We start from the raw sequence: 12,532 nt of genomic DNA, 5'->3' as shown, positions 1-12,532 counted from the left end.
CGTGGCAGACCTTTCTTTTCCTTTCGATTAAATCTGCGAGCACTATTATTTTTTTATATATTACTATTTAAATCAAATAATTAATTAAATTATATCGATTTAGAGATCACATTTTTCGTTTTATTGTTTTTCTTACATTGACCTTTCGTTTTCTTTTCTATAGATTTTATTTAAGCATGAAGTTGAGTAAATGAAACAAAACGAAAGATTGTCCTGTACTGCTTTGTGCTACTTCCGATGATCTTGCACTGCTAAGGACTGAGTTATGAGCGAAACCCAATCTGCCTGTCTTTCCGGCACATCAACCTGGACTGAAAAAGAGATCCGCCAACAACCGGCAAGCTGGATCCAGTCACTAAAAAATATTGGCCATCAACGTAGCAACATCGACGCGTTCCTGGCGCCTTTGCTACAAAACACCTCATTAAAAATCATCCTGACGGGTGCAGGAACCTCCGCATTTATTGGCGACATTATTACGCCATGGCTTTCGCGCCACACCGGGAAAAATTTTGTTGCCGTGCCGACCACGGACCTCGTGACCAACCCGGTGGACTATTTAACCGAGCAAGAGCCGACGCTACTGGTTTCGTTTGCACGCTCAGGCAACAGCCCGGAAAGTGTGGCGGCGGTCGATTTAGTCAACCAGGTCGTGAAGGACTGCTACCACCTGATAATTACCTGTAACGAAGCCGGTAGCCTGTATCAAAACGCCGCGACCAGTGGCAATTCGCTGGCATTGTTAATGCCGCCAGAAACCCACGATCGCGGTTTCGCGATGACCAGCAGTATTACCACCATGATGGCGAGCTGCCTTGCGGTGTTTGCGCCCGACGTCATCAATAGCGCTACTTTCCAGGATGTCGCCGAACGCTGCGAACAAATTATTACCTCGCAATGTGACCTCAGCGAAAGCGTGTTTGGCGACCTTCCTTTCAAACGTGTCGTCTACCTCGGCAGTGGCGGTTTACAGGGTGTTGCGCGTGAATCCGCGCTGAAAGTTCTCGAACTAACAGCAGGAAAATTAGCCGCGTTTTATGACTCCCCAACGGGTTTTCGCCACGGTCCAAAATCACTGGTCAATAACGAAACGTTAGTCGTGGTCTTTGTCTCAAGCCACCCATACACACGCCAGTACGACCTGGATTTGCTGGCTGAACTGCGTCGTGATCAACAGGCGCTACGCGTTGTGGCTATCTGCGCTTCACCTTGCCCTGAAGTGGAAACAGGGCCACACATCTGGCTGCCCCCTTCCCGCGATTTTATCGACGTCGAGCAGGCTTTCTGCTTCTTGATGTATGCGCAGATTTTCGCACTGACCGAATCAATCAAAGCAGGCATTACCCCTGACACGCCATCTGCCAGCGGCACGGTTAACCGTGTTGTGAAAGGTGTGATTATTCATCCGTGGAAAGGCTGAGAGGAATACAACATGAGTATTATTTCCACTAAATATCTTCTGCAAGATGCGCAGGCTCGAGGCTACGCCGTACCTGCGTTTAATATTCACAACGCAGAAACTATCCAGGCGATTCTGGAAGTCTGCAAAGAGATGCAGTCTCCGGTCATTCTTGCTGGCACGCCCGGCACCTTTAAACATATCGCGTTTGAAGAGATCTACGCGTTGTGCGAAGCCTACTCCGAAAGCTATGACATGCCACTGGCGCTGCATTTGGATCACCATGAATCGCTGGCCGATATTAGCCGCAAGGTGAATGCTGGCGTGCGCAGCGCCATGATTGACGGCAGTCACTTCCCGCTGGCAGAAAACGTGCGCCTGGTGAAATCAGTGGTCGATTTTTGCCACCGTAATGATTGCAGTGTCGAAGCCGAATTAGGCCGTCTCGGCGGGGTGGAAGACGATATGGATGTAGATGAAGAAAGCGCTTTCCTCACCGATCCGCAAGAAGCACGTCGCTTTGTCGAACTCACCGGGATCGACAGCCTGGCGGTAGCCATCGGCACCGCTCATGGGCTTTACACTAAACGCCCAAAAATTGACTTCCAGCGCCTGGGCGAAATTCGCGAAGTGGTGGATATTCCGCTGGTGCTGCACGGCGCGAGCGATGTGCCAGATGAATTTGTCAGACGCGCCATTGAGCTTGGCGTGTGCAAAGTGAACGTGGCAACCGAATTAAAAATCGCCTTTGCTGCGGCAGTGAAAAAGTGGTTCAGCGATAACCCGGAAGGCAACGATCCACGCTACTACATGCGCGTTGGAATGGACGCAATGAAAGATGTGGTACGCAGTAAAGTCACCGTTTGTGGTTCTGCCAATAAATTAATTCTCGAAACAGAAACAACGCTTTAAATCCTTTCCCTTCAGGGTATTGCCTGCGAATGCGGGTAATACCCTACGTTTGAAAATACCCTGACAGGAAACTCAGATGAATAGAATGATTAAAAGCTCGTTATTACTTTTACTGGTCAGCAATGGCGCATTGGCTTCCGAATATCTGCTCAATAACAACAATATCTCCATCTCATTTGACGATACCAATTCTGCGGTCTTAATTAAGGACAAACTTTCCCAGAGCAAACTCGCGCCTAAAGAGTTGTTCTTTTTAACGCTCCCGAACGAAGATATTATCCACGCTGCCGATTTTAAAATCAAAAACGTTAGCCAAAAAGATGACGCTATTCATATTGATTACGACCACAAAGATTTTTCAGTTACTGTCGTGTTGAATGTTCTGAAAGGAAAATACGCCAGCATCGATTACACGATTAAAGCAAAAGGCAAAGCGCAGGATGTCGCGAAAATCACCTTCTTCCCGACCAAAGGGCAATCGCAAGCACCTTATGTTGATGGCGCGATTAATAGCTCACCGATTATTGCCGACAGCTTCTTTATTCTGCCGGAAAAACCTATCGTTAATACCTACGCGTACGAAACCACAACCAATCTGAATGTCGGCCTGAAAACCCCCATTAAAACCGATGCGCCAGTAACCTACACCACCTATTTCGGCACCTTCGAGGCGACAAATCAGCTACGCCGCAGCTTTAATGAATTCATTAACGCGATGCGCCCGCGCCCGTATCAGCCGTATTTGCACTACAACAGCTGGATGGATATCGGCTTCTTTACGACGTATACCGAACAAGATGTCCTTAACCGGATGGATGCCTACGCCAATGAATTAATTAAAAAACGTGGCGTAAAACTGGACGGATTTTTACTCGATGACGGCTGGGATGACCGCACAGGAAAATGGTTATTTGGCCCGGCGTTCAGCAATGGATTTGGCGTTGTAAAAGAAAAGGCTGACAGCTTAAATACCTCTGTCGGTTTATGGTTATCGCCATGGGGAGGTTATAACAAACCGCGTGATATCCGCGTTTCTCACGCCAAAGAAAATGGATTTGAAACCGTAGACGGTAAATTTGCCCTTTCCGGACCCAATTACTTCCGCAACTTTAATGAACAGATTATTAAGCTCATTAAGAACGAACATATTACCTCGTTCAAATTAGATGGCATGGGTAATGCCAATAACTGGATTCAGGGTAGCCAGTTCGCTTCGGATTTTGATGCCTCAATTGAGCTGATTAAAAACATGCGGGTAGCGAATAAAGACCTGTTTATTAACCTGACCACCGGTACAGACGCCAGCCCTTCGTGGCTATTTTATGCCGACTCTATCTGGCGCCAGGGCGATGATATCAACGTATATGGCAAAGGATCGCCGGTTCAACAATGGATGACCTACCGCGATGCTGAAACTTACCGTTCTATTGTACGTAAAGGCCCGCTGTTCCCAATCAACTCGCTGATGTATCACGGTATTGTGAGTGCTGAAAATGCCTACTTCGGGCTTGAAAAAGTACAAACTGACAGTGATTTTGCCGACCAGGTCTGGAGCTACTTTGCTACCGGAACTCAGCTACAAGAGCTGTATATCACGCCATCCATGCTCAACAGTGCAAAATGGGACACACTGGCCGACGCTGCGAAATGGTCGCGAGCAAATAGTGCAGTGTTAGTTGATACCCACTGGATTGGTGGCGACCCGACAGCGCTGGAAGTATATGGCTGGGCATCGTGGAGCAAAGATAAAGCTATCCTTGGTTTACGTAATCCGTCTGATAAAGAACAAAGCTACTATCTCGATTTGACAAAGAGCTTTGAAATTCCTGATGGCGAAGCGACACAATTCGCACTCAAACCCGTCTATGGCGCAAATACCACTCTGCCGAGTGATTACAGCAAACCGGTCATTGTGATGCTGAAACCGCTGGAAACACTGGTGATAGAAGCCATGCCAATGGCCGGGAAGAAATAGCGTTTAGTCACTGTGCTTAAAACAAAAAACCCGCGAAAGCGGGTTTTCATACATTTTGTGAAACAGCAGCAGACTCCCAGTAGCGTTTAACGGCCAGGATGGACTCTCTCTGCTCAGCGCTTTTGCGTGGAATCAAATCCAGTTTTGCTGCAACGAGATGACGAAGCTCGCCTCTCCATCCAACGAAGGTTCTGCATAAACAATAGCCGCAGCTGTTTTATCCTTTCGCAATACAATCCATGCTGGCACGCCGAGAATATCGGTAGTCCCAGACACATCAAATGCACGTTCCAGAGCGGAAGGGCTATCGCTGATAGGGTAAAGAATCATATATGAATCTCCCTGATACAACACCGGCATAATTTACTCATCCTGAACAGACTAAAGAATGAGCAAACTACCATCGCTTATTAAAACCATACTAACAATAGTGATACCTGTAACAACAGAGTGCGAGGCTACTCGAAAATCTCTATTTCTCGCTGTTTTCTAAAGCATATTTGTACAGCGCATTTTTCTTAACACCGTGGATTTCAGCCGCCAGCGCAGCCGCTTTCTTCAGTGGCAATTCAGTTTGCAGTAGTGCCAAAGTGCGCAACGCATCGGCCGGAAGCGCGTCATCGGCGGGTGCTTTGAAGCCTTCGACAATCAGCACCATCTCACCTTTACGGCGGTTTTCGTCTTCTTTCACCCACGCCGCCAATTCGCCAATCGGCGCACCATGGATTGATTCCCAGGTTTTCGTCAGCTCGCGCGCCAGCACCACATAACGCGATTCCCCCAGCACAGCGCATATATCGTCTAAACTATCGAGCAGGCGATGCGTAGACTCATAGAAGATGAGCGTGCGGGGTTCTTGCTCAATCGCTTTAAGCGCGTCGCGGCGACCTTTGGATTTTGCAGGCAAAAAGCCTTCGTAGCAGAAACGGTCTGAAGGCAAACCGGCTGCGCTTAATGCAGCAATCGCGGCGCATGGACCCGGCAACGGCACCACGCGGATACCCGCTTCACGGCAAGTACGCACTAAATGGTAGCCAGGATCGTTAATTAACGGCGTTCCTGCGTCAGAAACTAACGCGATGCTCTGCCCTTCTTGCAGCTTAGCCAGCAAAGTTTCGGATTTTTGCTGCTCGTTATGATCGTGCAATGCGAACATCCGCGCATTTATCGCAAAATGTTGCAGCAGCAAACCGGTATGGCGAGTATCTTCGGCAGCAATCAGGTCAACGCTTTGCAACACGGATAACGCCCGCTGTGTGATATCGCCGAGGTTACCGATGGGTGTCGGAACGATGTAGAGCGTGCTGGCAGAAATAGCCGCCGTTTCGAGTTGTTTCATTGTTTCATCCGTATTGCCGATTTAATATTGAACACTGAGATAAAAATTACACTGGATACAGAATGGTACCGTCTAAAATTATTCGTTCTAAAGCCGGGCGCTGTCTGCCGGTTGTACTGGCCGCGCTAATATTCGCTGGCTGTACCACGACAAAAGCACCAGATCAGGCAACCGCGCATATGCAGGGCGAAGCCACAGCGGATTCCGCCTATTATCTGCAACAGATGCAGCAAAGCGGTGATGATAGCAAGACCACCTGGCAATTACTCGCCATTCATGCGCTGGTGAAAGAAGGCAAAACTCAGCAAGCCGTTGATCTCTACAATCAGCTGCCAAAAGAGATGAATGACGAACAACGCCGTGAACAACAGTTGCTGGTGCCTGAAATCAAAGTCGCGCAGAAAGATTACGCCGCCGCGAATGCCGCGCTGGCAAAAATCAATCTGGCCGAGTTGAACAAAAACCAGCAGGCCCGCTATTACCAGTCCTTTATCGACGCCAGCCAGAATCGCCCGTCGCTGGAGCTGCTGCGTGCTTATATTGCCCAGGAGCCTATGTTGACCGGCCCTGCGCATCAGAAAAATATCGACGGTACCTGGCAGGCATTATCTCAGATGACGCCAGAACAGATGAATGCGCTGGTCATTAATGCCGACGAAAACACGCTGCAAGGCTGGCTGGATCTGCAACGAGTATGGAACGATAACCGCAACGATCCGGAAATGTTGAAAGCCGGGATCAAAGACTGGCAAACGCGTTACCCGCAAAATCCGGGTGCTAAAACGCTGCCAACTCAGCTAAGCAATATGCAGAATTACAAAGCGGCATCGACCGAGAAAATCGCCCTTCTGCTGCCGTTGAGCGGCCAGGCGGCAGTATTTGGTCGCACCATCCAGCAAGGTTTTGAAGCCGCCAAAAATATGGGTTCTGCCCCGGTTGCACAAACGACTGCACCTGCGCAAATGCCAGATGCTAACGCACAGCCTGTTGATACCACCCAGGCAGCATTACCGCAGCCAACCGATCCTAATATGGTGGCAGCGCCTTCGGCAGCATCGGTTGATGATTTAACGCAGCAGCCAGCAGAAACAACGGCTGCTCCGGTTCAGGCTCCACAAACGGCAACACAAACGGCGCCAGCGCCAGCCGCTCCGGCGAATCCTTCAGCGGAAGTGAAAGTCTACGATACCACCTCGCAACCGCTCGCTCAGTTGCTGGCTCAGGCACAGCAAGATGGCGCAACGCTGGTCGTCGGCCCGCTGCTTAAAAACAACGTAGATGAACTGGCCACCAGCACCTCGCCACTGAATATCCTGGCACTCAACCAGCCGGAATCCGTTCAGAACCGCGCCAATATCTGCTATTTCGCGCTGTCGCCAGAAGATGAAGCCCGTGATGCCGCAGATCATATCTGGCAGCAAGGCCACCGTGCGCCGCTGATACTGGTGCCGCGTAACGCCTTGGGCGACCGAGTGACCAAAGCCTTTGCCGAAGAATGGGTGAAGCTTGGCGGCGGTACAGTCCTACAGCAGAAGTTCGGTTCAACGGCTGAACTCAAGCAAGGCATTAACAGCGGTTCAGGCATCGCGTTAAGCGGCACGCCAGTCACGCCAGCCAGCGCTCAACCCGCAGGCGTGACCATTGGCGGGCTGACAATTCCACCACCGCCAACGGATGCGCAAATTACAGGTGCCACTTCCGGCGGCGTAGATGCAGCCTACATTGTGGCGACATCTGACGAAGTCGCACTGATCAAACCGATGATTGCCATGCGTACCGGCAGCCGCAGCCCGGCGCAACTGTATGCCAGCTCACGCAGTTCTCAGGGTGTGAACGGCCCGGATTTCCGCCTGGAAATGGAAGGTTTGCAATTTAGTGAGATCCCAATGCTCGCGGGCAACAATCCGTCACTGATGCAGCAAGCACTCAGCAACGTGCATAACGATTACTCGTTAGCGCGACTGTACGCGATGGGCGTTGATGCCTGGTCACTGGCAAACCACTTCTCTCAAATGCGCCAGGTACCGGGTTATCAGGTGAATGGCAATACCGGCACGCTGTCTGCAAATCAGGACTGTGTCATTAACAGGAAGTTAAATTGGCTGCAATTCCGTCAGGGGCAAATCGTTCCGGCATCCTGACCCGTCAACAAACTGGCGCGCACTACGAGTTAGCCGCGCGCCGTTTTCTTGAACGCAAAGGACTGCGTTTTATCGCCGCCAACGTGCATTCCCGCGGCGGCGAAATCGACCTTATCATGCGACATGGCAACGTTATCGTGTTTGTTGAAGTGCGATACCGCCGCTCAAATCACTTTGGTGATGCCGCCGCCAGCGTCACACACCGCAAGCAACAAAAATTGTTACATGCCGCTTCGTATTGGCTAGCCCGCACATCAGGAAGTTTTGATACTGTGGATTGCCGTTTCGATGTGTTAGCCTTCACCGGCAATGAAATAGAGTGGTTAACCAACGCGTTCACCGCAGATGTTTAAAGAAACCAGGTAAATAAACGTGCTCGAAAGAATCAAAGTCTGCTTCACGGAAAGTATTCAAACCCAGATTGCCGCAGCGGAAGCTCTGCCAGATGCTATCTCCCGTGCAGCCATGACGCTGGTTCAGTCACTGCTCAACGGCAATAAAATCTTGTGCTGTGGTAACGGCACATCTGCGGCGAATGCCCAGCATTTTGCCGCCAGCATGATCAACCGCTTTGAAACTGAGCGCCCGAGTTTACCTGCCATTGCACTTAATGCTGATAATGTGGTCTTAACCGCGATCGCAAACGATCGTTTACACGAAGAAGTGTATGCCAAACAAGTACGTGCGCTAGGTCATGCCGGTGATGTTTTGCTCGCCATTTCGACCCGCGGCAACAGTCGTGATATTGTCAAAGCGGTAGAAGCCGCTGTGACACGTGACATGACTATCGTTGCGCTCACAGGCTACGATGGCGGGGAACTGGCAGGACTGTTAGGTCCGCAGGATGTGGAAATTCGCATCCCTTCTCACCGCAGCGCACGCATTCAGGAAATGCATATGCTGACGGTAAACTGCTTATGCGATCTGATTGATAATACGTTATTCCCTCACCAGGACGATTAAGGAGTACAGATGAAGGCATATAAGCCACTTGCAGTCCTTATTACTGCGTTACTGCTACAAGGTTGTGTTGCTGCCGCAGTAGTGGGTACCGCCGCAGTTGCCACTAAAACGGCGACAGATCCGCGCTCAGTCGGTACTCAGGTTGACGATGGTACGCTGGAATTGCGCGTAAACAGCGCATTGGCTAAAGACGAACAAATCAAGAAAGAAACACGTATCAACGTCAGTGCATACCAGGGCAAAGTGTTGCTAGTTGGGCAGTCGCCGAACTCAGAACTCTCATCGCGTGCCAAACAAATTGCGTTGGGCGTTGATGGCACCACCGAGGTGTATAACGAAATCCGTAACATGGCACCAATTGGCCTGGGTACAGCGTCAAATGACACCTGGATAACGACCAAAGTGCGTTCGCAGTTGCTGACAAGCGATCAGGTGAAATCGACGAATGTGAAAGTCACGACCGAAAATGGCGAAGTGTTCCTGTTAGGTTTGCTGACTGACAGAGAAGCCAAAGCCGCGGCAGATATTGCCAGTCGGGTCAGTGGCGTGAAGCATGTAACCACTGCGTTTACGATTCTGAAGTAACTTTTCCCCTCACCCTAACCCTCTCCCTAAGGGAGAGGGAATTATACGGTGTTCCCCTTCTCCCTCAGGGAGAAGGTTGGGATAAGGGTGGCTTCCCCTTAAAACCGACTCAAACAATCCATTGCCACCGCTTTAAACTCGTCAAAACTCCTGCTGTCCCGCAAGCGCGGCATCGCCCGTTCACGCAGAAAAGTCACAAACAAATCGTAAATTGCCATCGCCTCTTCGTACTCACTTTTGCTGATAGCGAGCAGGAAGATGACGTGCGCCGTTTCGTCACCCCAGCCAATTCCCTGCGGGGCAAGAACGGTATAAACCACGGTTTTGTTGGCCATGAGTCCCAATGAGTGCGGAAGCGCAATCCCCTCGCCCAACACCGTACTGACTATTGCCTCGCGCTCAACGACTGACGGATAAAAGTCCGCACCGACAAACCCTTCCTGCTCAAGTTGCTGGCACAACGAACTGAACAACTCCTGCTGTGTGACAGGCTCATCAATCACTCGGAAGTGACTGGCATCAAAGAATTTTTCCAGCATGTACGGGCGGGTTCTATCCACCAACACCAGCTTGCCAAGCTGTTCGAGCTGATACTCCGTTGGGAACGGGGCGACGACCACCGTCGGTTTTTGTTTATCCGTTACGCGCGCCGTGGAAATCACAAAATCTTCTTCAACGCAGGCGAGCTGTTCGTAATCGCGCAACGAGATAATCCGCGTCACTTCAATTTGCGGGTATTTACGCAACAGCATCGCCTGAATCATACGCACCGTGGAATTGCCGGTGTCACAAACCAGTAGCACACGCGGATGGCGCTGATAACCAATGTTGTAATGCCGCTCCAGCCCGACGCCAATATGCAGCACCAGAAAACCAATTTCGTTTTCGCTGATGACATAAGGAGTGTACTTCCCCCAGCTCGACACCGCCGCCAGCGTCATGTCATAGGCCATCGGATAGTGCTGTTTAATGTTGTCGAGCAGCGGATTCGGAATGTTTATCTGATACCGCACCCGGGTGATCATGGTTTTGATATGGGTAAGCAAATCAGCGTGCAATTGCTTATCTGTCAATAAGTTGTAGTTATAGTTGCTGTTGATAAAGCTCAGAATGTAATTTACCAGCGCTTCGTCGTCGTCGGCACTGATGGCGCTCGGGGCCACATCCTGAATCTGGCGCGAGGCGATATGCACTTGTAGCCATTGTTCTTCCGCTTCCGAAAGTGGCTTATCGGCCAGTTTCTGAATCAACACCGTAATTTCACGGGCGGCTTCCCGTACGGCTTCGTCCACATTGTCGGCACTAAATTCCGGCAGCGGATAACCTTCGCTGATACGGCGCACAGCCACGGCGCAATACAAACGGATAAACTGCTCGCCCTCGTCCGTCAGACGAATTCGGCAGCGCGTAAAACAGTTATGTAATTCCGCCGCCAGTTGCTCTGGCACGCCAGCGTTCAGCGCTTCTTCAGTCAGCAGCGGGTTATCGCTATCTTCCTGAGTCAGTTGCCAAAGTAGCTCCGTCAGGCAGGCACGCACCGACATTTCGCTGCCAAACAATTTCATGCCGTGACGCGGGCGGGTTTCAATCGTCAGGTTGTAACGCGCCAGCCATTCACGCACTTCTGCCATATCGCTTTGCAAGGTAGCGCGGCTGACAAACCACTCTTCCGCCAGATCTTCGAGTTTTAATGAGAAGGCAGATGTCAGAAAACGTACCACTAAATAATGGACGCGTTCCGGAGAATTACGTGGGATCCGCAACTGGCGCGAAGGCTGCTGCACCAGCTCCTGATAGAGCGAGCTGTCGGCAATATTGAGCTGATACCCCGCACCGCGACTGAGCACGAACTGCGCACCATGCCCGGCCATCAATGCGTTTAGAGCAGTAATATCCGCGCGCACCGTGCGGGTAGAAACAGATAAGCGCCGCGCCAGTTCATCCTGGGGCAGCGTTTCGTTTTGCAGCATTTCAAACAACTGGGCCAGACGTTGGTTTGGGAATCTCACTGCCGTTTCCTTTCTTTAATCGGGCGTGATGCCTGTCATCACCATCTGTGATGGGCTTCCCACCGCAATGTAATCCTCAACAAAAGTCAGTTTTCCATTGCCGTGCGCCACACTAAAACGAGTGATGTTGTCACTGCGCTGATTCATGACGTACAGATACTTTTCATTATGGTCGAGGGTGAGCGTGCGTGGGTAATCTCCCCGCGTCCAGACATGTTCCTGAAGCACCAGTTTGCCGTTCGCGGTGACGGTAAAATGACCGATGCTGTTGTGCAAACGGTTAGCGATGTAAAGCTGTTTTCCGTCTTTACTCAGCAGTAAACCCGAAGCATAACTGGTGCCTTTGAAACCTTCGGGCAGCGAAGACAGACTTTCGCCTTCGGTCAGTGTTCCCAGGTTTTCATCAACCTGGTAATACGTCAGCGTGGAAGCCTCTTCGTTGATCAGCCACAAACCCTCACCGCCAGGCGTAAACACAAAGTGGCGAGGCCCGGCACCTTTTGAAGAAGCATCAATATAAGGAGGATCGTTAGGCACGAGCTTGCCGTGGGTTTTGTCGAAACGATATTGATAGATTCGATCCAGACCCAGATCGGTAGTAAACACGTATTTGCCCGTGGGATCGGCGGCGATCATATGAGCGTGCGCACTGCTGTGACCGCTGGCAGCAAAACTGCCTTCTACGGCGGCTACCGGCTTTTTAGCTCCCGCAGGCCCTGAATCTTGTTGGACGTCAGTGGCCTCACCGAGGCTGCCGTCGGCTCTCACGGGCAATACGGCAACGGAACCGCTGCCGTAATTAGCCACCAACAGATAGCGCCCATCCGGCGTGAGTGCGAGAAAAACCGCCCCCGCACCGCCCGATGAAACCTGATTCAGCTCGGTAAGATTACCGTCATCCCCCACGCGCAACGCTGCAACAGTGCCTTGTTCTGCTTCGCTTGCCACATACAACGTTTTGCCATTTTTAGCGGCGGTTAGCTGTGCCGCATGGGGCAATTCGCAAACTAACGTTTTGTGGGTCAACGCACCGGTTTCGGCATCTACCAGGAAGCGGTACACACCTTCTCCATTGGGATGGTAAGTGCCAATCCAGGCATACTGCGGCTGTGTTGCAGGCATCAGAGATCCTTGTTGTGTATGAGATTGGTCGCCCTCACCCTCTCCCCCAGGAGAGGGAACTGCCCAGTTTCCCCCTCTCCCTCAGGG

11 protein-coding genes are annotated in these 12,532 nt (G+C 51.0%); 7 read left to right on the top strand and 4 right to left on the bottom strand.

Annotated elements, in window-relative coordinates; genetic code table 11:
• Window positions 1-265 precede the first annotated feature (265 nt).
• The 3 genes from GBAG_RS01995 to GBAG_RS01985 all read left to right on the top strand — a co-directional run bounded on the left by GBAG_RS01995 (window position 266) and on the right by GBAG_RS01985 (window position 4,286).
• Window positions 266-1,420 (top strand): SIS domain-containing protein, encoded by a 1,155-nt coding sequence (locus tag GBAG_RS01995; protein WP_034492985.1) that lies wholly within the window; start codon window positions 266-268, stop codon window positions 1,418-1,420.
• A 12-nt stretch (window positions 1,421-1,432) separates the two neighbouring features.
• Complete coding sequence (gene kbaY, locus GBAG_RS01990; RefSeq protein WP_034492983.1) at window positions 1,433-2,311, top strand: tagatose-bisphosphate aldolase subunit KbaY; 879 nt, start codon at window positions 1,433-1,435, stop codon at window positions 2,309-2,311.
• 76 nt (window positions 2,312-2,387) lie between these two features.
• Window positions 2,388-4,286 carry an enterotoxin gene (locus GBAG_RS01985; RefSeq protein WP_034492981.1) on the top strand — a complete coding sequence of 633 codons (1,899 nt, stop codon included), beginning with the start codon at window positions 2,388-2,390 and terminating at the stop codon, window positions 4,284-4,286.
• 132 nt (window positions 4,287-4,418) lie between these two features.
• On the opposite strand, the gene GBAG_RS01980 is transcribed toward GBAG_RS01985, so the two are convergent.
• Together GBAG_RS01980 and rsmI are read right to left on the bottom strand one after the other, a co-directional pair.
• Window positions 4,419-4,616: a hypothetical protein gene (locus GBAG_RS01980; RefSeq protein ID WP_156104845.1), complete on the bottom strand. Its 198-nt coding sequence runs from the start codon at window positions 4,614-4,616 to the stop codon at window positions 4,419-4,421.
• Between the two features lie 142 nt (window positions 4,617-4,758).
• A complete protein-coding gene (rsmI, locus tag GBAG_RS01975) occupies window positions 4,759-5,625 on the bottom strand; it encodes a 16S rRNA (cytidine(1402)-2'-O)-methyltransferase (RefSeq protein ID WP_034492975.1) in 867 nt (288 codons plus the stop codon).
• A 62-nt stretch (window positions 5,626-5,687) separates the two neighbouring features.
• Here rsmI and GBAG_RS01970 point away from each other — a divergent pair, with 62 nt between their 5' ends.
• The 4 genes from GBAG_RS01970 to dolP are packed head-to-tail and all read left to right on the top strand — an operon-like array spanning window position 5,688 to window position 9,314.
• Entirely contained in the window at window positions 5,688-7,766 is a 2,079-nt protein-coding gene (locus GBAG_RS01970; protein WP_034492972.1) for a penicillin-binding protein activator, read from the top strand.
• Window positions 7,724-8,119 carry a YraN family protein gene (locus GBAG_RS01965; RefSeq protein ID WP_034492970.1) on the top strand — a complete coding sequence of 132 codons (396 nt, stop codon included), beginning with the start codon at window positions 7,724-7,726 and terminating at the stop codon, window positions 8,117-8,119. Before GBAG_RS01970 ends, GBAG_RS01965 begins: the two co-directional genes overlap by 43 nt.
• 19 nt (window positions 8,120-8,138) lie before the next feature.
• Entirely contained in the window at window positions 8,139-8,729 is a 591-nt protein-coding gene (gene diaA, locus GBAG_RS01960) for a DnaA initiator-associating protein DiaA (protein ID WP_034492968.1), read from the top strand.
• Between the two features lie 9 nt (window positions 8,730-8,738).
• Complete coding sequence (gene dolP, locus GBAG_RS01955; protein ID WP_034492967.1) at window positions 8,739-9,314, top strand: division/outer membrane stress-associated lipid-binding lipoprotein; 576 nt, start codon at window positions 8,739-8,741, stop codon at window positions 9,312-9,314.
• 98 nt (window positions 9,315-9,412) lie between these two features.
• On the opposite strand, the gene GBAG_RS01950 is transcribed toward dolP, so the two are convergent.
• Both GBAG_RS01950 and GBAG_RS01945 read right to left on the bottom strand, forming a co-directional pair.
• Window positions 9,413-11,323 (bottom strand): BglG family transcription antiterminator, encoded by a 1,911-nt coding sequence (locus GBAG_RS01950; protein WP_034492965.1) that lies wholly within the window; start codon window positions 11,321-11,323, stop codon window positions 9,413-9,415.
• Window positions 11,324-11,338: 15 nt separating this feature from the next.
• Entirely contained in the window at window positions 11,339-12,445 is a 1,107-nt protein-coding gene (locus GBAG_RS01945) for a lactonase family protein (protein ID WP_034492964.1), read from the bottom strand.
• Window positions 12,446-12,532 lie beyond the last annotated feature (87 nt).

This window comes from Buttiauxella agrestis ATCC 33320, assembly GCF_000735355.1.
GTDB classification, from domain to species: Bacteria; Pseudomonadota; Gammaproteobacteria; order Enterobacterales; family Enterobacteriaceae; genus Buttiauxella; species Buttiauxella agrestis.
The sequence above is the reverse complement of the archived record's forward strand: the minus strand, read 5'-3'. Positions and strand labels throughout refer to the sequence as shown.

Coding starts and splice junctions, on each gene's coding strand:
- GBAG_RS01995 (WP_034492985.1), top strand. CDS start 266: ATGAGCGAAACCCAATCTGCCTGTCTTTCCGGCACATCAACCTGGACT.
- kbaY (WP_034492983.1), top strand. CDS start 1,433: ATGAGTATTATTTCCACTAAATATCTTCTGCAAGATGCGCAGGCTCGA.
- GBAG_RS01985 (WP_034492981.1), top strand. CDS start 2,388: ATGAATAGAATGATTAAAAGCTCGTTATTACTTTTACTGGTCAGCAAT.
- GBAG_RS01980 (WP_156104845.1), bottom strand. CDS start 4,616: ATGATTCTTTACCCTATCAGCGATAGCCCTTCCGCTCTGGAACGTGCA.
- rsmI (WP_034492975.1), bottom strand. CDS start 5,625: ATGAAACAACTCGAAACGGCGGCTATTTCTGCCAGCACGCTCTACATC.
- GBAG_RS01970 (WP_034492972.1), top strand. CDS start 5,688: ATGGTACCGTCTAAAATTATTCGTTCTAAAGCCGGGCGCTGTCTGCCG.
- dolP (WP_034492967.1), top strand. CDS start 8,739: ATGAAGGCATATAAGCCACTTGCAGTCCTTATTACTGCGTTACTGCTA.
- GBAG_RS01945 (WP_034492964.1), bottom strand. CDS start 12,445: ATGCCTGCAACACAGCCGCAGTATGCCTGGATTGGCACTTACCATCCC.